The organism is Lactiplantibacillus brownii, assembly GCF_031085375.1.
Lineage (GTDB): Bacteria > Bacillota > Bacilli > Lactobacillales > Lactobacillaceae > Lactiplantibacillus > Lactiplantibacillus brownii.
This window is the reverse complement of the sequence record NZ_JAVCWF010000002.1, coordinates 36,257-61,224: the sequence shown is the minus strand read 5'-3', so window position 1 is coordinate 61,224 and position 24,968 is coordinate 36,257. Positions and strand designations below refer to the sequence as shown.

Annotated in this window: 24 protein-coding genes and 5 pseudogenes; 15 read left to right on the top strand and 14 right to left on the bottom strand. The window is 37.3% G+C overall.

Going from position 1 to position 24,968, the window contains the following annotated elements:
* Positions 1–660 precede the first annotated feature (660 nt).
* The 3 genes from RA086_RS14335 to RA086_RS14325 form a co-directional block, all read right to left on the bottom strand.
* Positions 661–864 carry a hypothetical protein gene (locus RA086_RS14335; protein WP_015474751.1) on the bottom strand — a complete coding sequence of 68 codons (204 nt, stop codon included), beginning with the start codon at positions 862–864 and terminating at the stop codon, positions 661–663.
* 50 nt (positions 865–914) lie between these two features.
* Positions 915–1,700 (bottom strand): ParA family protein, encoded by a 786-nt coding sequence (locus RA086_RS14330; protein ID WP_015474752.1) that lies wholly within the window; start codon positions 1,698–1,700, stop codon positions 915–917.
* A 277-nt stretch (positions 1,701–1,977) separates the two neighbouring features.
* Positions 1,978–2,553: a TetR/AcrR family transcriptional regulator gene (locus RA086_RS14325; RefSeq protein ID WP_070084858.1), complete on the bottom strand. Its 576-nt coding sequence runs from the start codon at positions 2,551–2,553 to the stop codon at positions 1,978–1,980.
* A gap of 164 nt (positions 2,554–2,717) precedes the next feature.
* Between RA086_RS14325 and RA086_RS14320 the strand changes: the two genes are divergently transcribed.
* A complete protein-coding gene (locus tag RA086_RS14320; protein WP_308704527.1) occupies positions 2,718–4,562 on the top strand; it encodes an MFS transporter in 1,845 nt (614 codons plus the stop codon).
* A gap of 217 nt (positions 4,563–4,779) precedes the next feature.
* Here RA086_RS14320 and RA086_RS14315 read toward each other — a convergent pair whose 3' ends face one another.
* The 6 genes from RA086_RS14315 to RA086_RS14290 form a co-directional block, all read right to left on the bottom strand.
* The gene (locus RA086_RS14315; protein WP_105923802.1) at positions 4,780–5,136 is read right to left on the bottom strand and encodes a hypothetical protein; all 357 of its coding nucleotides are present in this window, start codon (positions 5,134–5,136) and stop codon (positions 4,780–4,782) included.
* 13 nt (positions 5,137–5,149) lie between these two features.
* Positions 5,150–5,821: an ABC-2 family transporter permease gene (locus RA086_RS14310; protein WP_265256409.1), complete on the bottom strand. Its 672-nt coding sequence runs from the start codon at positions 5,819–5,821 to the stop codon at positions 5,150–5,152.
* Between the two features lie 2 nt (positions 5,822–5,823).
* Positions 5,824–6,588 carry an ABC-2 family transporter permease gene (locus tag RA086_RS14305; RefSeq protein ID WP_105923800.1) on the bottom strand — a complete coding sequence of 255 codons (765 nt, stop codon included), beginning with the start codon at positions 6,586–6,588 and terminating at the stop codon, positions 5,824–5,826.
* Positions 6,589–6,590: 2 nt separating this feature from the next.
* On the bottom strand, positions 6,591–7,286 hold the full coding sequence (locus RA086_RS14300; protein ID WP_105923799.1) for an ATP-binding cassette domain-containing protein: 696 nt from the start codon (positions 7,284–7,286) through the stop codon (positions 6,591–6,593).
* Positions 7,287–7,306: 20 nt separating this feature from the next.
* Entirely contained in the window at positions 7,307–7,648 is a 342-nt protein-coding gene (locus RA086_RS14295; RefSeq protein WP_057811373.1) for a helix-turn-helix domain-containing protein, read from the bottom strand.
* Positions 7,649–7,765: 117 nt separating this feature from the next.
* Entirely contained in the window at positions 7,766–7,957 is a 192-nt protein-coding gene (locus RA086_RS14290; protein WP_228966449.1) for a type II toxin-antitoxin system RelE/ParE family toxin, read from the bottom strand.
* A 306-nt stretch (positions 7,958–8,263) separates the two neighbouring features.
* On the opposite strand from RA086_RS14290, the pseudogene RA086_RS14285 reads away from it, so the two are divergent.
* From RA086_RS14285 to RA086_RS14270, 4 genes and pseudogenes are all read left to right on the top strand, one after another.
* Positions 8,264–8,371, top strand: a pseudogene (locus tag RA086_RS14285) (recombinase family protein); the annotation flags it as partial.
* Positions 8,337–8,537, top strand: a pseudogene (locus RA086_RS14280) (MFS transporter); the annotation flags it as partial. The pseudogenes RA086_RS14285 and RA086_RS14280, both read left to right, overlap by 35 nt.
* Positions 8,538–8,708: 171 nt before the next feature.
* Positions 8,709–9,764 (top strand): Fic family protein, encoded by a 1,056-nt coding sequence (locus tag RA086_RS14275; protein WP_065492996.1) that lies wholly within the window; start codon positions 8,709–8,711, stop codon positions 9,762–9,764.
* Positions 9,765–9,978: 214 nt separating this feature from the next.
* Positions 9,979–10,683, top strand: a complete 705-nt coding sequence (locus RA086_RS14270) for a class I SAM-dependent methyltransferase (protein ID WP_308704526.1) — start codon at positions 9,979–9,981, stop codon at positions 10,681–10,683.
* Between the two features lie 8 nt (positions 10,684–10,691).
* On the opposite strand, the gene RA086_RS14265 is transcribed toward RA086_RS14270, so the two are convergent.
* On the bottom strand, positions 10,692–11,279 hold the full coding sequence (locus RA086_RS14265) for a site-specific integrase (protein WP_308704525.1): 588 nt from the start codon (positions 11,277–11,279) through the stop codon (positions 10,692–10,694).
* Between the two features lie 189 nt (positions 11,280–11,468).
* On the opposite strand from RA086_RS14265, the gene RA086_RS14260 reads away from it, so the two are divergent.
* A complete protein-coding gene (locus RA086_RS14260) occupies positions 11,469–12,674 on the top strand; it encodes a hypothetical protein (protein WP_308704524.1) in 1,206 nt (401 codons plus the stop codon).
* Between the two features lie 227 nt (positions 12,675–12,901).
* Positions 12,902–13,615, top strand: coding sequence for a hypothetical protein (locus tag RA086_RS14255; RefSeq protein WP_308704523.1), 714 nt, complete (start codon positions 12,902–12,904; stop codon positions 13,613–13,615).
* Positions 13,616–14,024: 409 nt separating this feature from the next.
* Here the strand turns inward: RA086_RS14255 and RA086_RS16000 are convergent.
* The 3 genes and pseudogenes from RA086_RS16000 to RA086_RS14240 all read right to left on the bottom strand — a co-directional run.
* Positions 14,025–14,280, bottom strand: a pseudogene (locus RA086_RS16000) (helix-turn-helix domain-containing protein); the annotation flags it as partial.
* Between the two features lie 101 nt (positions 14,281–14,381).
* The gene (locus RA086_RS14245) at positions 14,382–14,561 is read right to left on the bottom strand and encodes a DUF536 domain-containing protein (protein WP_236684210.1); all 180 of its coding nucleotides are present in this window, start codon (positions 14,559–14,561) and stop codon (positions 14,382–14,384) included.
* 221 nt (positions 14,562–14,782) lie between these two features.
* Positions 14,783–15,271: pseudogene (locus tag RA086_RS14240) on the bottom strand (recombinase family protein); the annotation flags it as partial.
* Between the two features lie 117 nt (positions 15,272–15,388).
* Here RA086_RS14240 and RA086_RS14235 point away from each other — a divergent pair.
* The 8 genes and pseudogenes from RA086_RS14235 to nrdF all read left to right on the top strand — a co-directional run bounded on the left by RA086_RS14235 (position 15,389) and on the right by nrdF (position 23,879).
* A pseudogene (locus RA086_RS14235) lies at positions 15,389–16,564 on the top strand (IS256 family transposase).
* A gap of 525 nt (positions 16,565–17,089) precedes the next feature.
* Positions 17,090–17,341, top strand: coding sequence for an IS3 family transposase (locus RA086_RS14230; protein ID WP_002816285.1), 252 nt, complete (start codon positions 17,090–17,092; stop codon positions 17,339–17,341).
* A 17-nt stretch (positions 17,342–17,358) separates the two neighbouring features.
* Positions 17,359–18,237, top strand: a complete 879-nt coding sequence (locus RA086_RS14225; protein WP_308704531.1) for an IS3 family transposase — start codon at positions 17,359–17,361, stop codon at positions 18,235–18,237.
* Positions 18,238–18,585: 348 nt separating this feature from the next.
* Positions 18,586–18,702: a putative holin-like toxin gene (locus tag RA086_RS14220; RefSeq protein WP_222843448.1), complete on the top strand. Its 117-nt coding sequence runs from the start codon at positions 18,586–18,588 to the stop codon at positions 18,700–18,702.
* Positions 18,703–19,247: 545 nt separating this feature from the next.
* Positions 19,248–19,706: a class Ib ribonucleoside-diphosphate reductase assembly flavoprotein NrdI gene (gene nrdI / locus RA086_RS14215; RefSeq protein WP_071665479.1), complete on the top strand. Its 459-nt coding sequence runs from the start codon at positions 19,248–19,250 to the stop codon at positions 19,704–19,706.
* Positions 19,707–19,733: 27 nt separating this feature from the next.
* Positions 19,734–21,881 (top strand): class 1b ribonucleoside-diphosphate reductase subunit alpha, encoded by a 2,148-nt coding sequence (gene nrdE, locus RA086_RS14210; RefSeq protein WP_029508458.1) that lies wholly within the window; start codon positions 19,734–19,736, stop codon positions 21,879–21,881.
* A 106-nt stretch (positions 21,882–21,987) separates the two neighbouring features.
* Positions 21,988–22,914, top strand: a complete 927-nt coding sequence (locus tag RA086_RS14205; protein WP_308704518.1) for a ribonucleotide-diphosphate reductase subunit beta — start codon at positions 21,988–21,990, stop codon at positions 22,912–22,914.
* A gap of 14 nt (positions 22,915–22,928) precedes the next feature.
* The gene (gene nrdF / locus RA086_RS14200; RefSeq protein ID WP_020923860.1) at positions 22,929–23,879 is read left to right on the top strand and encodes a class 1b ribonucleoside-diphosphate reductase subunit beta; all 951 of its coding nucleotides are present in this window, start codon (positions 22,929–22,931) and stop codon (positions 23,877–23,879) included.
* 304 nt (positions 23,880–24,183) lie between these two features.
* On the opposite strand, the gene RA086_RS14195 is transcribed toward nrdF, so the two are convergent.
* A complete protein-coding gene (locus RA086_RS14195; protein WP_308704517.1) occupies positions 24,184–24,771 on the bottom strand; it encodes a recombinase family protein in 588 nt (195 codons plus the stop codon).
* Positions 24,772–24,968: the final 197 nt, after the last annotated feature.

The window sequence follows — 24,968 nt, the reverse complement described above, 5'->3', positions numbered from 1 at the left end:
AAAACTTCCCTTCTCAACTGACACACACTGTCTCGAAAGAGAGTTGCTAAAACATTAGATTTGCTTTAAAATACAAATCTGATATGCTTTAACTAAATTACAAAGCATTCATTTAGCCGTGAGGGCTTTGTAATTTACCAGCATGTGCCTATTCTTGGTTGCCCATTCGGCAACTTTTTTAATTTCTAACAACAAAAAATGGACTAAATAGCTTCGGTTAGCTACTTAGTCCATTGGCTTTGATTTGTTTTTTAACTATCCTTCACTTGTCCTCTAGGACTGGTTTGCGGTATAATTAACCTACAAATTAAGAACAATGTTCAGTCGATTTTCACCGCCAAGTTAAAATCGACTGAATCTAAGTAGCTGTCTGATAGCTACTTGCTAAACCAAAAGTCCCTGATTCCCCGTGAATCAAGGACTTTTTCTGTTTAGCTTTATCTTCTATTCGGTTGTTAAATTAGTTTTAGTCTAGCATAGCGCTTATCTTCCAGCAACATCATTTGATCTTGTATACTTTACCAGCTCTTGGTTTGGAACCAACAAGCGATTGAATATACTAGCAAATATTATTCAATCGATGTTTTAATTAAATTAACCAAAAAATGTAACATTTATTGTAGTTGCTGTTGTACTTATGCATTTTCTGGCTGATCATAATTATAGATTGAACTCTTTTTTCAATAGCTGTTCTAAATATCTGGAAGCTGTTAACTCTTTTCCTTTGGCACGTCTGGCCAATTCATTAGCAACGTTTTGTTTTAAAGTATAAGACTTTGAAACTCTAGGTGTAGGAGGTTCATTTGTTATTGGATTGCTGTTCATACTGTTTTTTAATTGGTCCATTTTATCTTCAAATGCCATGATGTTGATCCTTTCGATAGCATATCACACTATGTCATAGCATGATATGATTATTGCTTAGTAAACGTATCAAATATTTTGTCAATTTTCTCAAAAAATTCCCTTGCTTTTGGAGTTGAGCTTTTGCCTTTTTCCATGTTGATCAGCGGTTCATGATTAAGAGTTGTTTTATTGAATACTTCCCTTTCAGGAATTAAGGCAATGGTTCTGGGATCTTTTTTCATTTGTTCCACAAATTCATGTGAGGATTTAGTATTATGTTTTATTCTATTTCCAATAAATTTTAGTTCTGCTGTGATAAAGCTTTTACGACTTTCAACATTAATTACTTCTTGTTTTAATTGTTCCATTCTTAATTCCAAATTACTTTTGGAAATAAAACCGTATTCACTTGGTTCAATCGGACTAAATACTAAATCTGAAATTACAATCATATTTTGCGTGATTGTCGAAAAATCCGGATGTGTGTCTATTAATACATAGTCAAATTTTTTCAGTTTGTCATAATTGTCTGAGAACCACATGTACATTAGTAATTCTTTGTTGGCTCTCGTTTGAAGATCATTGTTGACCATATCTAAATTCATAGAAGCAGGAATAATTGATAAGTTTTTGTGCAATTCAATAATTTCTACTTTTTCACTATCTTTTGTAAAAATGTTAGCTAAGGTGCCATGGTCTTTATAAATATCATAGGTTTGGGTCAGACTGCATTGGTGGTCGCTATCAATCAGCAAAACGTTATAGCCTTTGCTAGACAGCCATTCACTATAATTGAAAGTTAAGGTTGTTTTGCCAACCCCTCCCTTAATAGCAGAAAAAGTAATTATTTTCATAGGGCGCCTCCTTGTTTACAGTTAAAGCATATCATAGCATGATATGATATGCAATGACTGAATATAGCACAGCATGTTTTTTATATCTTTTTTCTTTGTTGTGTATGTTTGCTAATGTCCGTCTTTCTAGTAGCTTCTGGTCGGTTGTGGTCTCACCGAAATGATTTAAATAAGTAAATGGCCAATTGTTAGGTAGTAATGGTTGATATTCAAAAGGATAAAGCGATGAGTGGGGATAGAAACAAGCTTAATTAGAGATTGTGTGTCCTAAATCTGCTTAGTTGTTATTCAAACTATCAGCTAATTGCTGAGCAGCCAATAACATTAAGTCCTTAATTTGTTCTGGTGACTCAGGCTGATCTTGGCCTAACCAGACACGTAGAATATTGGTAAAACCACCTAGTTGAAAAGCCATCACATAATTCACTTGGGTAGGAGTGCCCTGAACATGCCAAGGAGCCGCAAACTGTTGATAACGGGGGATTGCTTTTTGCTGCCAAATTTCATTCATGTGATCAAATAAGCCTTGGCGGATCAATAATTGAATTAAATCCCGTTTTCGCCACCAAAAATTTAAAAAAATGTCAAAAGTAGTTTTTAACATCATTTCCCCTACCTGCGGTTTCTGCTGGAGTAATTGTTCAAAGTACTGATCGAACAACTGATCACACAGGTAATTAATGACCGCTTCTTTATTTTTAAAAGAATGATAGAATGTTTTTCGCGATAATTCAGCGGTTTGGGCAATTTCAGTAATAGAAATATCCTGAAAATTCTCTTTCGTCATTAAATTTATAAGGGCGTCACATAACCATTGCTTAGACTGCTCAACCATACGCTGCTTGCCGTTCATTTTATTAACATCTCCTCTACTATCGGTAACAAATTATAGCAATCTGTAGCACTTAGCCAATAAGGATTGTTTTAATGCTTAGGGCTAATTATACTAAAGACTGCAAATAAAGGTAACAAATGTTTCCTTTATATTCATTTGTTACCGAAAGGAGCGCTTGATAGATGTCAAAAGCTACTAAAATTATCAGTTTCATCGGGTTAACCATTGCGATGTTTATGGGTACCTTAGACAGTACCATCGTCAACATTGCTTTACCCAAAATTATGACCCATTTCAATGCCAGTCTAACTGATACAAGTTGGGTTGCCACCATCTATACGTTAGCCTTAGCCGTGTTTATGATCACGGGTTCAAAGATTGCTGATCGTTATGGTCGTAAAAAAATTATATTATTAGGATTAGCCTTATTTGGCGGCTTTTCAGCGGCTTGTATGCTGGCAACGTCGTTACCAGAATTGATTGCTTTTCGATTTTTTCAAGGATTAGGCGGTGCCATTATCACCCCGATTGTCTTACCAATGGGAATTGAAATATTTGGCAAAGCGCATATGTCCAAGATTGCTAGCATTGTGGGCGCGGTAACGGCTTTAGCCGCTGCCGGGGGGCCACCGATTGGTGGCGTGATTATTGAATATGCTTCTTGGCGCTGGGTATTCGGCATTAATGTCCCCTTAACCATTGTAGCCTTTCTAATTATAGCTATGGGGGTAAGGGAATCATATGACGAATCCTTGGCGGGGAGAATTGATTTACCAGGAACGATTCTTTTAACACTAGGCTTGGGTGGTTTAACTTTTGGCCTACTAGAAGGCCGCCAATATGGTTGGCAATCGGGCATCATCTTAGGAACACTCATTGGCGGCTTATTAGCTATTGGTTTGTTCATCCTTATCGAAAGTAAAGTCAAACACCCACTACTTGAATTAGATTTGTTTCGTGAAAAAACCTTAACTGCTTCTAGTTTAGTTTACTTTTTAACTGGCTTTGCGTTAGTTAGCCCCACCCTGATTTTAAATTATTTTTTACAAGACGTTCTGAACGATACAGCGTTACATGCAGCCCTAATTATTATTCCAGTTTCCTTAACAATCATGGTAGCGATGCCTTTGGGAACTAAGTTATTTGATCAAGTTGGCGCAGTTCCGGTTACTTTGATTGGCCTCTTAGTCATGGCAGCTAGTTTACTACTCTTGTCGTTTATCACTACCACAACGCCTAAAGCTGTTGTCATTACTTTTCTGGTGATTAACGGTGTTGGTTTTGGGTTCTCTTCGGTTTCGTTAGTGGCCTCGGTTAAGCATTTGCCCAAAAATAAAAGTGGGATTGGTTCGGGAATTGTTAACGCAGCGCGTCAAATTGGCACCTGTTTAGGAATTGCAATTCTAGTAACGGTCCTTGATAATAATGTCAATACAGCTAAGCAGCATATTCATCAAGATGCCATTCAAATTGTTGATCGACAGCAATTATCACCCAAAGTAAAGAAAGTGGCTCATCAACAATTGAACAGCCTATTTTCCACTACTGGATCAGTCAAATTAACAACTAAAAACAAACAGACGAACCTAAGACGTGCCCTTAAACAAGCGGCCAAATCTCAAGTTGATTTACCACGGCCCCAAAAGGGAACCGATCTTCACCAGGTCTACCAAGCCCAGAAAAAGTTAGCACTAGCTACTGACAACTTAAAAGCGGGTAACCAGCAACTAGCACTTACCTTAACCAAATTAGGAAATCAAAATACCGCTATATCTAAACTGTCAGTAGCTTCTCAAAAAATTAATTTGGGTAATCAGCAAATAAGCCAGGGTCAGAAAAAATTGTTAGTAGGTCTCAAACAATTGGCACAAAAAGAAGCTTTAACGACAGCTTTGAGAAAAATTAAGCATACTAAGAATCGACAAATCAGCCAGGCCTTCAGTCATACCTACTTAGTAGGAGCGGTGATTGTTTTGATTCTGTCACCAATTGCTTTGTTGACAGATCGTAAGCCCTTAAAAAGTTGAACTGGGAGCTAGCCATTAACTTTAATACGGATTACTAGCTAAATCTAAAAAGTTACCTCGAATATGAGGTAAAGTGAACCCCCTGAGCTGGAGTAAAGCCAAACTCAGGGAGAGCGTAAAATATCTTGTGTAAATGCATAAAAGATATTTTACGCTCTCCTTATTTGAGTTTGGATCAAGCCAGTCAAGAAACCATGCTGGACCAAATCGATTTTGGTTAAACTTTTCTCTTTCTTGTACTGCAATGAATTAAGTAAGCATTGATCGATATACCCATAATTGACGCTAATCCCATTCCCCAACGAACATAATTAATATATGTTGATTCGAGTATTGACGTCACCATAGCTAATAGGAATATCGCAATACTAATCCCTATCATAAGAAATTGAAAATTAGTTGCGGTTTTGTTCCGGCTTTTAAAAATTAAGGGCACATTTAACAATGTTGGTAAAATCACTAAAAATAATACCATGATTTGATTAAAACTATGAGTTTGGATAGCAAATAAAACAATAATGCTTGCTAAGGAAACCCACGAAATAAAAATAGCGATATTTTTTACTTGATTCACTTTTAATCTCTCCTTATCTACCTGTCCAATTGTTAAAGCACCAATTAACCAATAATTGTTCCAGTAACGTACAAATCAAAATGACTAAAATCATCCAAATTAATTGTGACTTAGGGATTAGATATATTTTTATGCTATATACCCAAGGTATCATTCTCCATAAATCAATCCCTAATTGAGTCGTTCCATAATAGATCGTAAACGGAATGGTCATAACGCCAACAACTATGCTTGCTAAATAACTATGAATAATTCCAAAATATTCAATAATTGGTACCCAAATCATTCCTAAAAATGCTTCGCTCACCCATAAATTAACGTATTCACTAAAGGGCACCTTGGTAAAAATCCAAAATAACAAACTAAAGGTTAATAGATTCATTAACCAGATGGTGTAGGCTCCTAGTGAGAAAGCTAACAACCATTTTGTTCGGCTAGGAGATGATAAAACACTATAAAAATTAGGCCTTTGATCTTCAAATTTCCTTTGAATAGCAATAATTAAGCTAATCAAAAAGGGGGTAAGACAATTTAAATAGACTAGACCATTTTTAAACCAAATATCACTATTATCAGGATTAGATCGCATCTTCCAAACAATTAACAATCCATAACCAATAACTAAGGTCAAAACACCTAGGAGAAATGGTTGATGCTTAATTTTAAGAAAAGTTACTTTAAGCAATGCTACGCCACCTTTCTGTCGATAATTATTGCGTATAAATAATTAATTATTACCCAAAAAGTAACAGATAACAGTATTAAATATATAAAGCTAGTATCATTTACCAAGGTATTACCGGTAGTTAGAATTGTTCCGTTTGGATTACTCCTTAGTAGTGTTGTTGTCCGCAATGCGTATACCCATGGATCAATCCAGAACCATGGGGCTAGTGTTATTCCTAAAAAGGTACTTCCAATAGAAATAAACAAGTTTAGTATGCTGACCATAATGGCATTCAGATAGCTTAGTAAATACATATTAATTACGATTAGTGGTAAGCTGCCAATCCAAATAACTAAAGAAGTACAAAACAACAATGGAAAATTGCCAACTATTTTAGTTGTCAATAAATTACTGTTCAATACAATAACAATTAGAATTAGTTGAGAGAATAAAACTAGTAACCAGAATTTTAATGTTTTTGCCAGATATATCCATTTCAGAGACCAGTTGTTAGCAAGAGCTCGTTGTCTTCCTAGCGCTCTATATTCTTGCTGAAAATCACTACTAATGATCACCACAATACAAATTGGCAACAATATTAATCCCCACAGATTAAAAATGTTAGATTGAATGATGCTAACTCCATCAGCCATGCCTGTAGGATTTGTTGATGACAATATGGTCATTAACGTAAATACTAAGAAAATACAAGGCAGGACCAAAGCAGTTTTCAAATAAGTACTGCCCTTTGCCTTTAACATTTCAATTTTTAAAGCTGTCTGCATGACTAACTCCTTTCCTGGGTCTTTTCAAAGAATATTTGGTTTAAATCTTCTTTGCCTGTCACTGCCTGCTGGTAAACTAGCGAACCATTATTGATGATACCAATATACTCCGCAATATCTTGAAGTTCCGGAAGAATGTGACTGGAAATCATGACTGTCTTTCCATTTTCAGTAAGCTCCTTTAAGTATTCTTTTAACTCTTTAATTCCATAGGGATCAAGGCCATTAAAAGGCTCATCTAAAATTAAAAAATCTGGATTTTTCAACATCGCCATGGCAATTCCTAATCGTTGTTTCATACCTAATGAAAAATTTTTCACTTTTTTATTACCAGTGTCATTGATATTCAAACGATTTAAGGTTATTGGAATCCCGTCAAGTGGTAAATCTTCTTCTAAAGCAACAATTTTCATGTTGTCATATGCTGTTAAGTTCTCATATGCTGCCGGATATTCGATTAAGGCCCCTATTTTATTTAAACTTGATCGTCCCCATGGTTGTCCATTGAATTTCATTTCACCTTCAAAACTGGTAATAATTCCGGTAATAATCTTCATAGTAGTCGACTTTCCAGCTCCATTAATTCCTAGTAATCCATAAACCTTCCCTTTCGGTATTTCCAAATTAATATGATTTAAAACAATGCTATTCTTGAATTTTTTAGTTAATTGTTTTGTATTTAAAATGTACTCTGACATCACGGCCACTCCTTTATTTTTTATTTAAGTGCATGAATGATGACTGGTAACAGCCAAGCCAAACACCATGCAACAACAAAGATTACCCACCAGCGATAACTCATAAAGTCCCAAAAGGTCATACCAACTTTAGAGCTCTCTACTTTAATCTTTTTTTGAAACTTTTCGTCTCCACGGATAAGACTATCTAAACTAACTTCAAATAAATCACTAATCTGAATTAATCTTTCAATATCAGGATAGGCTGAGCCAATTTCCCATTTTGAAATAGACTGTCTACTAACATTTAATAGTTCAGCTAAGTCATTTTGAGTCCAGTTCCTTCTTTCACGTTCCTCTCGAATTCGTTGCCCTAAAATCATTCACCAAAACTTCCCTTCCACCACATTACTATCTAACAGGTCTTCTAAGAATGCATGCATATTATTTGAGCAATCTGACAACCAGCAGTTGCATCCTTGACATAACAACGGTTATATCTATTTTATATCAGCAGTATTCGACAATTTATCAAGAATAAAAAGGGGCTTTAGCTTTCTTAAACCCCATCCTAACCCATCGATCTGAATGAGTTTTATTAAATTATTGATATGATTTAAAGCTCTTTGGTCTTCAATCTGCCAGACAACATACTCATGCCATGTTTCACCTAAAAATTCAACCGATGTCATTTATCAATCTCTATTATCTGGAAATTCATGAGCATGGAGATTCTTATTATTAAGCATGCTTTGAAATGACGATTTAGTTCTATTTGGTTGGCCTCACTATAAATTGGATTCTCAATCTCAAAGGTAAACTTCCGTCAGTTATGTTTTTCTGAAATAAAGATGATTATGGAAATTGAAATATTTAGATCTAGATCATCAAATATCTCAGCAGCTTGTTTCTTAATCTGTTGGTGAAAAAGAGAATTAGTATCAAAAAAGAGTTAGAACCGTGTCATTACTTAATGACATAGTTAAGGAGAGAAAAAGATGAAATATGGCTATGCGCGGGTCAGTACCACTGATCAAAAATTAGCAAATCAAATTGAGTTACTAAAATTGGCAGGGGCAGAAAAAATTGTTAGTAGGTCTCAAACAATTGGCGCAAAAAGCAGCTTTAACGACAGCTTTGAGAAAAATTAAGCATACTAAGAATCGACAAATCAGCCAGGCCTTCAGTCATACCTATTTAGTAGGAGCGATGATCGTTTTGATTCTGTCGCCGATTGCTTTGTTGACAGATCGTAAGCCATTAAAAAGTTGACCGGTGGGCTTGTTCGTAACTTAATTCGATACGGATTACAAGCTAAATCTAAAAAGGTACCTCGAATATGAGGTGCCTTTTTAGGTGGTTTCTTAGATGTTATTTGTTTTATCAGTATCATTTGTATATTTTCGGTATCAAATAATGTAAAATGATACCGAAAGGAGTGAGATGATCCTGAAAAAATTTGATTATAAAACTTTAAATAATTTAGAAATAGCTGCTTCAATGAATGACAAGTTGAACCAAATTTATGAACTTAAAGGTCGTTTATCAGCTACGTCAATTACCTACAAAGAAGCCCTAGATCACTTGGTTAATGTTGCTAAAGTCCAGAGTACTGATGCTTCTAATCGTATTGAAGGGATTTATACCAGTAACACTCGGTTAAAACAATTGGTTCATCAAAAAACTAGCCCGCGTAATCGCAGTGAGGCAGAAATTGCAGGTTATCGGGACGTATTGGCTTTAATTCATGAACAATATGCCTATATTCCGATTAACAACAGTTCAATTTTAACGTTGCATAAACGTTTGTTTAGCTATACCAACAGCACCTGGGGTGGCCAATTCAAAGATTCTGATAATCAAATCATTACCGAATATGCAGACGGTAGGCAGGAAGTCCGTTTCCAACCACCAGCAGCGTATTTAACGCCGAAATTGGTTCAGGAACTTTGTATCAATTATAATTTAGCAGTTGATCAGCAAACTTTTTCACCACTAATTTTATTGGGTGCCTTTATCTTTGATTTTGTTTCGATTCACCCGTTTCGTGATGGTAACGGCCGTATGTCGAGGTTGTTAATGCTGTTAACGATGTATCAAGCACAACTCAACGTTGGAAAGTATATCAGTCTTGAAAATTTAATTGAGAAAACCAAGCAGTCCTATTATGAAGTTCTCAAGCAGAGTTCTTTAAATTGGCAAAATAACCAGAATGACTATGCACCCTTTTTAGATTATTTTCTGGGTGTTATCTTGCAAGCATATCGCAATCTTAATGATCGGCTCAATCTGGTACAAGACAAACCAGTGTCGGCAACGGATTTAATTCTTACAACATTAACGCAAGAATTAAAACCCTTGTCTAGAAGTGAGCTCACGGCCCTGATCCCGCAATACAGCGATATAACAATTAAACGAGCTCTTAGTGAATTGAAGAAAAGTCAGCGGATAAAACTTATTGGCAAGGGAAGATCATCAAAATATATTTTGAAAAATTAAGATGTTTAGCGCTAATTAGTTCTCTATATTATAAGTGAAGAGAACAATTTATCCATTCTTAGTTACAGAAAGAAGTCTTTTGGTGACTCATGATGTAGTATCACGATGATTAGTTATAGGAAATGGATTTGATTTGAAATCTAAGTTTAAAGATTACATTAGCAACAAAAATGATATGCTTTAAAGAATAAATACATTGATATAGGAGATTTTAATGAAAAGTATTTGGGAGATGGACGCACCAATAGGCTTGGTTTTTTTCTTTGGGCCAGCTTTAATTATTGGAATTATGATGTTAATAAGTGGTTTTAACACCGTTTCAGCCATTATGGTCTTAGTGTTAGTTTTGTGTGGACTTAAATACATGCACACTTCAATAATTGGTAAGTATAGAATAATGAAATCCATTGTTAACAGTATTCATTTAAAAAAAGACAGTAAAATATTAGACGCTGGCTGTGGTCACGGTGCCTTTATGTTGCAATTTAACAGACAAGCAGCAAATATAAGCGAAATAATAGGAATTGATATCTGGAGTAATAAGGATCAGGGAAGCAATTCAATTGCAGCTACTCAAAAAATAATGGAAAATAGTAATTTGGCTGACAAGGTAAAGTTGAAAACTGCTAATATCTTAAACATGCCATTCAACGATAATGAATTTGATCTGATTGTATCTAGTTTGGTACTGCATAATATTAAGCCATTTGAGAAACGGAAAGCAGCGCTTGTAAACATAGCAAGGGTTCAAAAACAAAAAGGTCAGTTAGTAATCATGGACATAGGCTACGAAACTAGTAAATATGTGCGTATTCTTAAAGACTTGGAATATCAAAACGTTAATATTGCAAATACTGGCTATAACGGTTGGTGGGGTACCCCGATGGTTCCAACTTTTGTAATAACAGCAACCAAATAAAAAAGCTACTAACCAAAATCGATTTGATCCAGCATGGTTTCTTGACTAGCTTGATCCAATCCTAAACAAGCTAAAGTCATCGTTTCGCTAGAATGATTTAACAGGTTCATGACTAGGCCAATATTATAATTCGATTGTGTATAGACGCGATATGCCCCTGTTTTACGCATGGTATGAGTCCCTAGATAATTAGTCCCTAATAAATCGGCAACCTTACTCATGATTTTATAGAACTGTTTTTCCGTGATATGGCGCTCTGGGTGCTGGAGGGAAGGAAACAACCAGTCAGAGATTAAATGATTTTCCTGCAGCCAAGCTTGATAGACTAATAAGTCATTTTGAGCAGGTTTCAAGTATAGTAAGTTAGCTTTGCCGATTTTTTGGTCGTGGATAAACGCATTCTGACACACGCTACCATTTTCGTTAAAGACATCGGTCCAACGAAGCCTCATAACATCGCTCACCCGTAACAAGGTTGCTTTACCAACTTGAAAAATCGTATAGTTATGGCGCCCAGCTTTGAAATTATTAAATAAGGTATCTTGCACCTCTTTGAGAACATTTGAATCTTTGATGGGTAGGACGATTTGTTGCACAAGTTATAAAACCCTTTACTCTAAATTAGTTGGTTTCAGAAAACCTAAAGATCAGACGTTAAAAGGTGACTAGTATGACTAGCTTGAATTAATATCTAAATTTAAGCTCTCCTCCATCATTAGCAAGTTTTATTTCTAAAAAGTAGTATTCTTATTATTAGAGACAATATTTTTAAAGGAGTGATCTAGATGGCATATCTTAACAAAAAAGATTATCTGTATACAGATAATGATCCTAAAGCCTCAAAAGAGGACACATTAAGTTTATTAGACCGAGTCACTGAGCAAAATGAATTGCTTAAAAATATAAAAAAAGAATTTCCCTTAAATGAAGATTTGAATATTGGCGGGACTAAACTTGCAATAAATGTATTCAACGAAATAGACAACAAAAAGTACGATTATAATTTATCTTTAAACAATTTAGAAAACATAGATTTTAAAAGAGTTGCCACTGGGAACAATAATTATAGGGTTGTTTTTTCAGTGATTTCAGAAGAGGATAAGAAAACTTTAATTCCGAATGTTGAAACTATCTATGATGCGAAGAAAAAATTATTGGATCTTCTTTTAGAGATAAACAAATTTTCAGATTTCATGTTAAAAAATGATAAACGTAAAGAATTAGTTGATGAATTAACAAATTTATCTAAAGATAAAGATATAAATAATAAAATCTTTAATTTTCGATTCATAAGTTCAAAAGATGGTAATAATGAATTTCTGAGGTCTGTGGTTACTCAAAATCGATATAAAACATATGATAACCCGATTATATTGTACATTTCACTGATACTAATTCATAATCTTTCTAACGACATAGACAAGGATTTTTACTTGAATAGCATGCACGTCAGTGATTCCAAACTTAATGCTTCATTCTTGGAAAAATCAGGAACAAAAATTGATGAGGGTGTAATTGTTACGACAGGATTAATTGTTTCTAATAGTGAATTAGGTGATGGTGCTGCTAAATTTAATGCTGTATATAAAGTGGAGAATAAAGATGGGAAAAAAGTTACGGTAATGAGAGATGAACTTGCAACTATTAATCATGGCAACAATCCAGATACAATTAAAGGAAAATTGAAGGGATTAGGAAATCTTGAGCAAAATCGAAAAGATACTATATTAGCTGTTAAAGAAATTAAATGGTCCAAGGAGGTAACCGAAAAAGATGTTCTAAAGTTAATGACATTGATTAGTCATGTGAGGAACATACCCTCAAAATTAAAAGATTCAATGACAAAAAGCATCGATCAAATTGATTTAACAAAACAAGCATATAATGTGCTTGAAATTTTTGATAAATTAGACGGCTTTTTGGAGAAAGAAGATCCTGATATTACCTTGATATTAGAATCAAAGTTTAACAAGTGGTTAATTAAATTCTAACTAACCTAAGGTCTATGGTTGCTTAAAAAACAATAATAGGAGGCTGTGACATAACTAGCCTCTTTTTATTTTCTATTATAACAGTGTTTTCGAGAGGAGATTTGAGATATAGACCCTTTACCATTGCTTATGTTTTACTTTCTTGAATTTTTAATAACTTTCTGTGATATTAAAAGTTTTTTATGTAATTTTTAATATATAATTTAAGAAAAAGGAAATGATATAAAATGAAAACGACTAAAAGAATGAGTAAATTTATACAAAAACACCTAGCTGTATCACTGGCAATTATTTTTTTTATATTCATTCCATTTATATTACAGATTTCACTATGTATATTTTCTTGGGGTATATTTAGTAGTGGTTCTAATGATGGTTGGTTAGGATTTTGGGGTGGGTACTTGGGATCTACTCTAGCAATTGGTTTTGCATACTTTAATACAAAGTATCAGTTAAATGAATCTAAACAAAATGATTTTGAAAATGCAGTTAAAATAAATGAACTTAATTCTTTAAGTTCGCTTTTAAACAATTCCATGGGATTCCTTAGTAGGATATATGAGCTTGAAAACGCAGTTCAAATATTTAATCCTCAAAATAATATGGAAAATAATCAAAGTAGTGAGCAGCCCTACATTATTATAAATAATTTCCAAAAATATTGGCGTGATTATGCATCACAATATAACTCAAGAATTACTTCACTTAATCATCTTACTCCGTCAGAAAGAAACGAAATATGTTCGTTCAAAATAATTACGGGAAATGCTCATACAGATTTAGAAAAAGAGCTTAGAAAAGAGCCTAAAGATTATAAAAGTATAGTAGAAAAGAAAAAATTGCTAAAAAATTTAATAATAGAGCAAATTAATAGTTTTGATAAAAAGTATAAAACTATACTATCTAGTGATTTTGATTTGAACAAGCAATCTCCCAAATAATTTCATCGATGTAATCTTCAATACGGTTAATAATGTGTTTTACTGAAAACATCCTAGTTTTCTAACCCAATTTGTTCGAAATAATACTATTTCTAGCAATCTAAAATCTCCAAATATTCCACCAATTCTTATTAGTTTTACTTTTATGTATTTTTTTGTCTTTCACCAATATCGACAACATAATTTTTATCTTGCTTGTAATTTTTATTCTTGATATTGCTTGGATTTCCTCTATCCAAAACTGCAAGAACCAGTTAGCCACTTCGCATACATAGAACGAGAAGTCCTGATATCTATGACTGTGTGATTAATCAGCAGTCGCAACCTTAGCAGTTCGACGCCTAACTCGAAGACATTCAGCAGTAAAGACTTCTTCAGTAGTGCGATAGTTCAGCTCTCTACGTGGCAGCCGATTTAGTTTGTAACGTGTTTGAGCAGCTTCTGGGACGTATTGGCGATAATATTTCAGCTTATCATTAACCCTCTTTACTTGATCAACAGTGCCACGAGTTAGTTCATTAGCGGTTGTCTGATGACAAACACCAAAGACTTGGGCAATCTGTCGGTTAGGATACCCTTTCAGCATGAAGCGTGGCAATTCGGCCACGTTCAACGGCGGTTAAGTGGTGACCTTTGGGGCGAGACGTGATAAGCTGTTTATGCATCAAGACGATATCCTCTTTTCTCATTGTTTGTGTATGAACTTCAATGATAACGGGACATCTCGTCTTGATTTTTTATTTTCTCGAAACGATAGTGCGGGTGGCTAACTTGATTTTAAAACACGGGGGATTTCCTCTATTTGACAAGTTGTCATTTTCTTAGCTGCTTGTCGTTTTTGAGTTGAACTAGAAGATTCAAGCAAACTACTTATTCTTTGAATAGGGCCCTTTAATTGTCGATTTTCGGCAAGCGTTGCTAATTGTAGCCGTTGTTGCTGATCCAAGGACTTTTGTAATTTAGAAGCTTGCTAATTTTTAACATCAAGTTAGTGTAGCAAGACATTATCAATATTATCTTGGTTGATTGTTCTTAATTATGAACCATTTGTATAGAGTGTAAATAGCAGCGGTAAAAGCCCAGAAAAATGTCCGCACGCCCAAAACGACATTTTATCGCCGCTATTGACATAGAGTACTACTCTGCTACGATTATCTCATTTAAACATCATCTTTGTATATCGAATCTCTTTCGATATCGAATAAAGGTCGTTCTCTTAATACCTGTATTACGGGCAACATCTACATCACTCATGCCCGTCTGATAAAGTTTAAAAGCATGTAGTAAACGGGGATCATCTTCGGCATATTGAGGTTTCCGACCATGATATTTACCTTGCTATTTGGCAAGCGCAATGCCTTGTTGCTGCCAATCAATAATCCGCTTCCGTTCACTTTCGGCTTGATACTTATAGAGTTCAATAATCAGGTTGGTCATCAGTTGCCGTAAGTTGGGATCCGCTATTCCGGTCATGGAGGGTAAGTTTAAGACGTCTAAGGTAGCACCCTTGGCTTGGATGGTGTTCATAATCTTAGTTAGGTCTTGATTATTCCGTCCCAAGCGATCTAATTCAGTGACCATTACAATATCACCCTCACGAATATAGGCCAGCATTTTTTGCAGTTCTGGCCGATTATTGTTAGCCCCACTTAATTTGAGAGCGTAAAATATCTTGTGTAAATGCATAAAAGATTTCTGAATTGTATAGAAATAGGGAATGCCTTCCCTTATGATATTTAGTAATCACAGAAAACATCACAGGAGGCATTCCCCATGAATGAACTTACCACAGAAATTATCGCTGCACTAGCCCAAAAGCAAGATTTGGACGAAGTTTTTCGTCACCACCTCGAAATTGCGATTAACCAGCTGCTTCAAACCGAATTGGCAGAGTTTTTGGGTTACGAACGCTACTCATACGCTGGGATTAACACTGGTAATAACCGCAACGGCAGTTATGAGCGCTCGTTTGATACGAAGTACGGCCAACTTAACTTAACCATTCCTCGAGATCGCAATGGCCGGTTTGAAAATCATACCTTGCCAGCCTACGGTTGGCACAGTGATAATTTAGAAACAACGGTCATTCAGTTGTATACCAAGGGAATGACCACTGCTGAAATTGCCGAACTCATTGAGAAAATGTACGGTGCTCACTACTCCAAAGCCACGGTTTCCAACATGACTAAAGCCGTCAATGAACAGGTTCAAGCTTTCTAGCAACGTCGACTGGCTTCACAATATGCGGCCATCTTCTTAGATGCCACTTACTTGCCGTTAAAGCGGGATACCGTTCAAAAAGAAGCCGTTCATATTGCGATTGGCATTCGTCCAGATGGTACGAAAGAAGTGCTGAACTACCAAGTGGCGCCAACGGAATCGACTGGAATCTGGACTGAACTGCTGGGAACCTTGATCAAGCAGGGCGTTAAAGATGTGCTGTTGTTTGTGGCCGATGGGTTAGTTGGTTTGGATGAAGGCTTGAATCGGCATTTCCCTAAAGCCAAACGACAACGTTGCCTGGTTCATGTTGGGCGGAATCTGATGAACAAAGTTCGCGTAAAAGACCGCAAGGCCGTGATCAGTGACTTTAAACAAGTTCATCGGGCCGCCAACCGTGAAGCAGCCGAACTGAAACTGAATGAGTTCGCCAACAACTGGCATCAGACCTATCCCAAATTAATCAAAGATCTGCTTAAAATGCCGAATTTACTCACTTTCATGGACTTTCCACCAGCTATCCGGCAATCACTATACTCCACTAACCTGATTGAGAACTTTAATAAGCATCTCAAGCGCACCACCCACCACAAAGAACAATTTCCAACGGAAGATTCACTGGATCGCTTCCTGGTTTCTCAGTTTAATGTTTATAACGAGAAGTCTCTGAAGCGGATCCACCGAGGGTTCAAAGGACTCCAGGACACCTTGGAAGCATCATTTATTTAAGTTAGATACATATTATATGTACGAAGGCATTTCATTTACACAAGATTCTTGACGCTACCAACACCTCATATTCATTACTATATATATTTATTAATTAAAGAACTGCTAGTTTACATAATTGATAAATTTGTAGTGTATCATATGTAAACAAAAAAGATAGTGTGTTCTAGATACACATATTGCGGTAATACATGATTTTGAAAAAAAAGAGTAACGTACTAGAATACGCCACTCTCTTAAGAAGTATTGAGACAACAACTTTCAAAACCACAAACGTGTTACCGACATCAACGAAGTAGCCACCTTTTTCCTTGGATAAGAGTTAAGGTACTATTTTTTTACAAAATAAAACCTACTTTAGAACAATTATGATATTCACGATCACTCCGATTAAAGAAACAAGAAATATACCAAATTTCAATTTAAACTGTATCGTTTAATTTTTGGATGTAAGCTGATTCCTGAGACAACTTTTAAGAGAGCGTATAATGAATAAATCGTCTCTCAAAAGGAAGGAATTTTTACATGCCAACTCGTTACGACAAAGAATTCAAACAAAACATTATCAACCTATATAAACAAGGCGAATCAGCCGCCCAACTGGCCAGAGAATATGGCATTGGCTATTCAACCGTTCATAAGTGGATCCAGGGTCAGGCCAAAACTCAATCCGGTAAATCGCCAGACGAAATCAAAGCGATGGAAAAGCGACTGGCTTCGCTGTCTGAGGAGAACGAAATCCTAAAAAAAGCCCTGGGCTTCCTTGCGCAGAAGTAACCAATATCTTTGATTAAATTCACCAAGAAAGCCATCACCACCAGGTAACCAAGATGTGCCGAATCCTCGGTGTTTCCAGAGCTCAGTATTATCGTTATCGATCCCCAAAGCCTTCAAAACGCCGGGCCGAAGATGCGGACTTAAAACAACGGATTCTGCGGATCTTTGCGGAATTCAAGCAGCGATACGGCGTTATGAAGATCCACCATGAATTGAATCTGGAACTTCAACCACTGCAGCGTCGGTGCAGCCCAAGACGGATTTCCCGGCTCATGAAGGAACTGGATATCCACTCCGTTACCGTCAATAAATGGAAAGCGGCTTCGGCTTCCAAAACCAAGGTTGAACAGCGTCCCAACTTGCTTAAGCAGGATTTCTCGACCACTGGTTTAAATCAAAAATGGACCGCTGATATGACCTATATTCAAACGAAGCGTAATGGCTGGTGTTACTTATCAACCATCATGGATCTGCACTCAAGACGAATTATCGGCTATTCATTCTCAAAAAAGATGGCTACTGATTTAGTCTTAAAGACCCTGGAAAGCGCGGTTAAAAATCGAACCATTACTGGGGACCTGATTATCCACACAGACTTAGGATCACAGTACACCAGCGATGATTACAACCAACGGTTAACAGAACTACATATCCGCCACTCTTCCAGCCGTAAGGGGTGTCCGTATGATAATGCGCCAATGGAATCTTTTCATGCTTCCCTCAAAAAGGAATGTGTTTATCCAGTGCCGGTCTTTGAGAATTATGAAACTGCCGCTGCTGTCCTTTTTGAATATGTGCATGCTTTCTACAATAGGAAGAGAATTCATAGTTCACTGGGCTACCAGACCCCCTTACAAGTTGAAATCGCAACACTTACGAGCCAAATGGCCGCCTGATTTAATGCTTTCCATGGTTCAAATAAGTTATTAATCACGATTAATGATTTATTTGAGCTGTGGAAGGTAAACGCGGTTCTGAATGTCTCTTAAAATCTGTCTCAAATATTGACTTCAATCCAGTCGGCGAATTGTCAAACTAAGTGCAACGGTTTGTCAAAAAATACTTCATATGGGGTTTCATAGTTGGTAGATTGTAAAATTAATCCGAACGCTGTTCGGATTAATTTTACAATCTACCGAAACATAATGAGCATCTATTAGATAAATCGTATTTCGAAAAAGTCGCTGCACTTTTTAATAAAGGACAGTCTGATCCCCTGCTAGGTGAGGCCATGTGAACATGGAATGATCTTCAGGAAGGTTTCACAGCCAATGAGCGCCTTCCAGACACGCTCGTTGATATTGCTGTTTGGCCCGTTTTTAATCGCGCTCCTCAGCTATATCGACAAGCACCACAAATAAAAACCCGCCCTGCGTAACTTTGGTCGGTTACAAGGCGACAATGTATTTTGTAATCTAGACCACCGCCTTTAAAGCGGCTTGTCTGAGAAGCTCCGTTCACGCAGGGCTTCTTTTTCTTCCCCGCATTATAGCATGCCTTTAATTATCCTTCGACTATTTTAAATTAACTTTCTAATAGTTCTAGGGGACGCACGTTTTTTTGTACTAAAACAAAGGTAAAAACTAGTAGACATAATCAAAATATTTTTTGATCATGAACCGTACAGTGTGCTCTTCTCAATTGATAACAAGGCCTTTGGTGCAAACTGTGAGCTGGGTCCTGGGAGCTTGCTTCCATTCATTAAAAGTCCCGTTTATCGTCTCTTAGTGCAGCTTAAAATACCAACGGTGGGCCCATTTTAGCCACCTCGCATGAATCTTTATATTCAACACAATTTGTAGATCAATCAGATCGTCCACCAATTTGCATAGACACCACATATAGTGCTATTATAATTGCCTAACCACTATATATAGAAAAAGGACGATGATTAGTTACGGAAACCATAAATATTCTCTACATCAGTTTGAGTGGCAACACGAAATATTTTATTAGCAGACTGACAACATACTTTGAGAAAGAACGTCATGTTCGGGTTAGTTCAATTAATGTTAAAGAACACCCTGAATTCACCACTCTTGACCAGCCGTTTGTTACCTTCCTACCAGCCTTTCTTAAAGGTGGTAATGGGGTTAATAACGGTTATACTGAAATATTAACCACTATTTTGGGAGATTACCTCGCGTACGAAGGCAATTACCAGCATTGCTACGGTATTATCGGTAGCGGTAATCGTAATTTTAATAAGCAGTTTGCACTCACGGCTAAACAATATGCTAAACGCTTCGATTTTCCTTACATTACCGATTTTGAGCTACGTGGCACCGCACACGACATTCCTCGCATTGCCGATGCCATCTTAACCTATCGCAATCAATTTTGTTTTCAAACAACGAAGGAGTAATCCCTAATGGTAACTAGCACCCCAGAAATGGAAAATACCTATTTTTACTTAAATAACCTCGTAAATATCCCAAGCAACGGAGAAATTCCGCTACATTATGATCAAGAAGCCCTAAAGGCTTATTTCGAAGAGACAGTTAAACCGAAGACCAAGCAATTTGATTCGTTAAATGCCAAGTTAAATTACTTGGTTGACGAAGATTATATCGATCCAAGCATCCTGGAACAATACTCTCACAAGTTTGTGCAGTCCTTGTTCGACCAAATGAGAGACCATCACTTTCGTTTTCGCAGCTTTCTCGGTGCCTACAAGTTCTACACACAATATGCCATGAAAACTAATGATGGCCAGCAATTTCTGGAAGACTTTGTCGATCGCGTCGTCTTCAATGCCCTCTATCTCGCTAATGGTGATGAACAACTTGCCAATGACGTTGCCGATGAATTGATTTCACAACGTTATCAGCCTGCCACCCCCACGTTTCTCAACGCGGGTAAAAAACGGCGCGGTGAAATGGTATCATGTTTTTTAATCGATGTGGCCGACTCCATGCTCTCAATTGGACGCGGCGTTAATTCTGCCCTTCAACTATCTCGAATCGGTGGGGGCGTCGGCGTTAACCTGTCAAACTTGCGCGCCTCAGGTGATCCTATTAAGCAGATTTCCAACGCCTCGTCTGGCGTTGTACCAGTGATGAAGTTACTTGAAGACTCATTTAGCTACAGTAACCAACTTGGGCAACGGAACGGCGCCGGAGTGGTTTATCTCAACGTCTTCCATCCTGACATCTTACATTTTCTGGATACCAAAAAGGAAAATGCAGACGAAAAAATTCGGGTGAAGACCTTGTCCCTCGGTTTGATTGTTCCTGATAAATATTATGAATTACTCAAGACTAACGAACCAATGTATCTTTTCAGCCCCTATGATGTCGAACGTGAATATCGTACGCCATTTGCTTACATCGATATCACCAAAGAATATAACAACATGGTCGCTAACCCCAATATTAAGAAGTCAGTTTTTAACGCGCGGAAACTAGAACAAAAGATTTCTCAACTCCAACAAGAATCTGGTTATCCTTACATCTTGAACATTGATACGGCCAACCAAACTAACCCTGTCGATGGCAAAATTATTATGAGTAACCTTTGTAGTGAGATCTTACAGCCTCAAGAACCGTCAAAACTTGATGACGACCTATCGTACAAGACAATTGGCACCGATATTTCATGTAATCTCGGATCAACTAATATCATGAATATGATTGACTCGCCGGACTTCGGTCACTCAGTTGAGGTTGCTGTTCGTGCGCTCACCCTCGTAACTGACACAACCGACGTTAAGGAAGTACCGACTGTTAAACATGGTAACGAACTTTACCACACGATTGGATTAGGGGCTATGGGTCTGCATACTGCCCTTGCACGCCACCAAATTGAGTATGGCTCACCAGAGGCCCTTGAATTTACTGATGCCTACTTCCTAGCTTTAAACTACTATTCACTCGTTACGAGCAATCGAATTGCCCGTGAACGCCACGAAACCTTCGCTAAATTTGACCAATCAAAGTACGCTGATGGCAGTTACTTCGATCAATACTTGAACGCAGACTTTAAATTTAAGAGTACCAAAGTTGCAAAAATCTTCAAAAATATTAAATTACCATCTGTTACAGATTGGAAGGCACTCAAGCAAGCTGTGATTACTGGCGGCCTTTATCATCGTAATAGACTCGCTGTGGCACCGAACGGGTCAATTTCGTACGTCAATGAAACAAGTGCATCACTTCATCCAATCACACAATTAGTAGAACAACGTCAGGAAAATAAGGTAGGCTCAATCTTCTATCCAGCACCTTACCTGTCTAACGAAACTTTGCCTTACTACACACCCGCATATGATATTGATCAACGAAAAATTATTGACACCTATGCCGTAGCTCAAAAGCACATTGATCAAGGCATGAGTCTGACACTATTTATGCGTTCAGTTTTGAAACCTGACCTTTACGAGTGGAAGGACAATAACAATTTAAAGATGACAACCCGAGACCTTAACCGGTTACGGAATTACGCCTGGACAAAAGGCATTAAGTCACTTTATTACATTCGAACGTTTACAGAAGACGATGAAATTAAAACGGCAAATGAATGTGAATCATGCATGATCTAGGAAATTCACTTGGGGTCTTATCGTCCGTTTAACACACCGGCATACGTTATTGGGTCACAAGACCCATATACCCATGAATCCTAATTAAGGAGACGAACAAATAACGATGGACTACTTATACTACAAAGCAATTAACTGGGATGATATTAAAGATAATTTCGATAAATACATGTGGGAACGACTCACCACTAACTTTTGGTTGGACATTCGGATTCCCATCACGAATGATCAAACGGCTTGGCAACAGCTATCAGATACTCAACAACAGGCCATTACTCGTATGTTGGCAGGTACATCAATGTTAGCCGTCTACCAATCAGAAGTTGGCACCCCTGCTATTCGCCACGATCGGCGAACTCAACAAGAAGAATCCGTATTAAACACCATTACCTTTATGAAATCAGTCCATGCCAAAAGCTGTACGACCATTTTCCGGGCTCTGATTCCGGGTAACGGCGGTGAAAGTTTTACTTGGGCAGATGATAATGCCAATCTGCAAGCTGAAATTGACCAACTAGCCCAAATGAGCACTAGCGATATGGCCTTACAGAAAAAAGCCCTTTTTATTCTGACTGAAACTGGGCTCTCGTTTGGTAAATACTGGACAATACTTCAAACACAGGCTCTCGTCAATACTTACCAAATGTTGGCTAATATTCTCCGCGGTAGCGCTCTTTTTAGTGCTTATATTGGTTACAAATTTCGCCTCAGATTTGAAGAACTCACTGTAAGTGATCAAACCGAACTGCAGTATTGGATTAATACACAGTTTGATCAACTCATGCAAACTGAAAAAGACTTCTTAGAAGCTAACCTTGACGATGCCACCGAAGCCATCAATCTGGCCTCCTATGGTGCCAATCATGCATTAATGTCACTTGGCTTTAACGCTGTCTACGAAGTTCAACCGTCTTCACTAGTGGCGCAACTCAAAGAACTGATGATTGATCAAAATCAATTTTTGCAACAGGTAACAGCTGAAAACAATGAATCGGACACTGAAAAAATGACCGATGACGACTACGACTTTTAAGGAGTATTCAACTAATGAGCTATAAAACAATTAATTGGGACATCATCGAAGACGAACTTGACGAATATGTATGGGATAAAGCAACGGCACAATACTGGCTGGATACGCGAGTACCTGTTTCTAATGATTTACGGGACTGGCGGACACTCTCTGGCACCGAAAAATCGGTTATCAATCGGGTTGTGGGTGGATTAGCCTTGCTAGACACACTCCAATCTGAAGAAGGAGTCGACGTGATGCGGCCCGACGTTCGGACACGAAAAGAAGCAGCAGTCCTCAATGACTTTTTGATGATGGAGTCAATTCATGCCAAAAGCTACGGCACTATTTTGACATCTTTGAACGATCAAGCCACTGTTGACGAAGTATTCAAATGGATGAACAATAATCCCAGAATGCAATACAAAGCCAAACGGATCAATGATATTTATCAAACGGGAAACAACCTTGAAAAGAAAGTTGCAAGCGTCTTTCTTGAAGGAATTTTGTACTACACCAACTTTTTTACCCCACTTTGGTACCGTGGTAACAATAAGCTGGCAAATCTTTCTGAAGTTATCAAACTGGTGATCCGCGATGAATCTGTTCATGGTACCTACCTCGGCTACAAATTTCAATTGGGATATAACGAGCTATCGGCGACTGAACAAAAAACATTCAAAAAGTGGATGGATGAGTTGCTCGACGATCTCCTTGAGAACGAGTTTGCGTTCACCGAAGAAGTTTACGCGCCGATTGGGTTAGCGGAAGACGTTAAACAATTCGTTCACTACAACGCCAACAAGGCGCTCCAAAATATGGGCTTTGAATCCCGCTTCCCTAATGCTGAGATTAAAGATATCAACCCAATCGTAATGAACGGAATTTCAACCGAAACGGCCAATCATGATTTCTTTTCACAAGTTGGTGCTGGCTATCTAATGGGTAATGCTGAAGCTATGAGTAGCGGCGACTATGACTTCTAACATAGGCTTCTAGGCATAATTAAAATTAAAAAAAGGCTAATATCTACAGGAAATATTAAAGTAAAGCCCCCTGAGTTGTACTAGTCCCTGTCAAGTTGTCATTTGAAATAATATAAGTTTTTCTTTGCTTAAACGGCCTCATTCCAGTATTCCGCTGGGGTGAGGTCGTTTCTTGCTGGTGAACGATCTAGTTGATTAAAATAGTTGATGCCTTCTTCGACCAAGGCCACTAATTTAATTAGACTTATTAAGTAAAGAAAATAGGGACCCTTTCAGTTAACATGTGCTAACCAAAAGGGGGGCCCTATTTTCTTTTAATACCGTATTTCACACGGTATCGAATAAAGGTCGTCCGTTTAATACCTGTATTACGGGCAACATCGACATCACTCATGCCTGCCTCGTAAAGCTTAAAAGCATGTTGCAAGCGGGGATCGTCTTGGGTGTATTGGGGTTTGCGCCCATGATATTTACCCTGCTGCTTAGCTAAGGCAATCCCTTGCTGCTGGCGCTCAATGATTCGCTTACGTTCACTTTCGGCCTGATACTTATAGAGTTCAATAATCAAGTTGGTCATCAGTTGACGTAAATTTGGGTCAGCAATTCCTGTCATGGACGGTAAATTCAACACATCTAGGGTGGCACCCTTATTTTGAATGGAATTCATGATCTTAGTCAAATCATGGTTGTTTCTGCCTAAGCGATCTAATTCAGTGACCATTACAATATCACCCTCACGAATATAGACCAGCATTTTTTGCAGTTCTGGCCGATTCGTGTTAGCCCCACTTAATTTATCCGTAAACAATTTATCAACACCTTTTAAAGCCGCCAACTGTCGATCTAAATGTTGCTCCTTGGAACTCACGCGCGCATAACCGATTTTAGCCATTTCCAGTTCTCCTTTTGGACAGTTCTAATGAACATTTGTAATTCTTAGTATAGCACAGAAACAAAAACGGCCACTAGGGTATACCCTATTGGCCGTTTTTGCTTATCATATTCAATAAAATAATTCTAAATAGAAAAGAAGCCAGCCTACTTATCCTAACTTCTTTATTTTTATATAAATCATTCAAATAATCATCA

Coding starts and splice junctions, on each gene's coding strand:
- RA086_RS14330 (WP_015474752.1), bottom strand. CDS start 1,700: ATGAAAATAATTACTTTTTCTGCTATTAAGGGAGGGGTTGGCAAAACA.
- RA086_RS14335 (WP_015474751.1), bottom strand. CDS start 864: ATGGCATTTGAAGATAAAATGGACCAATTAAAAAACAGTATGAACAGC.
- RA086_RS14305 (WP_105923800.1), bottom strand. CDS start 6,588: ATGCAGACAGCTTTAAAAATTGAAATGTTAAAGGCAAAGGGCAGTACT.
- RA086_RS14230 (WP_002816285.1), top strand. CDS start 17,090: ATGCCAACTCGTTACGACAAAGAATTCAAACAAAACATTATCAACCTA.
- RA086_RS14270 (WP_308704526.1), top strand. CDS start 9,979: ATGAAAAGTATTTGGGAGATGGACGCACCAATAGGCTTGGTTTTTTTC.
- RA086_RS14220 (WP_222843448.1), top strand. CDS start 18,586: ATGATCTTCAGGAAGGTTTCACAGCCAATGAGCGCCTTCCAGACACGC.
- RA086_RS14300 (WP_105923799.1), bottom strand. CDS start 7,286: ATGTCAGAGTACATTTTAAATACAAAACAATTAACTAAAAAATTCAAG.
- RA086_RS14205 (WP_308704518.1), top strand. CDS start 21,988: ATGGACTACTTATACTACAAAGCAATTAACTGGGATGATATTAAAGAT.
- RA086_RS14260 (WP_308704524.1), top strand. CDS start 11,469: ATGGCATATCTTAACAAAAAAGATTATCTGTATACAGATAATGATCCT.
- nrdF (WP_020923860.1), top strand. CDS start 22,929: ATGAGCTATAAAACAATTAATTGGGACATCATCGAAGACGAACTTGAC.
- RA086_RS14295 (WP_057811373.1), bottom strand. CDS start 7,648: ATGATTTTAGGGCAACGAATTCGAGAGGAACGTGAAAGAAGGAACTGG.
- RA086_RS14255 (WP_308704523.1), top strand. CDS start 12,902: ATGAAAACGACTAAAAGAATGAGTAAATTTATACAAAAACACCTAGCT.
- RA086_RS14195 (WP_308704517.1), bottom strand. CDS start 24,771: ATGGCTAAAATCGGTTATGCGCGCGTGAGTTCCAAGGAGCAACATTTA.
- RA086_RS14290 (WP_228966449.1), bottom strand. CDS start 7,957: ATGACATCGGTTGAATTTTTAGGTGAAACATGGCATGAGTATGTTGTC.
- RA086_RS14325 (WP_070084858.1), bottom strand. CDS start 2,553: ATGAACGGCAAGCAGCGTATGGTTGAGCAGTCTAAGCAATGGTTATGT.
- RA086_RS14320 (WP_308704527.1), top strand. CDS start 2,718: ATGTCAAAAGCTACTAAAATTATCAGTTTCATCGGGTTAACCATTGCG.
- RA086_RS14275 (WP_065492996.1), top strand. CDS start 8,709: ATGATCCTGAAAAAATTTGATTATAAAACTTTAAATAATTTAGAAATA.
- nrdE (WP_029508458.1), top strand. CDS start 19,734: ATGGAAAATACCTATTTTTACTTAAATAACCTCGTAAATATCCCAAGC.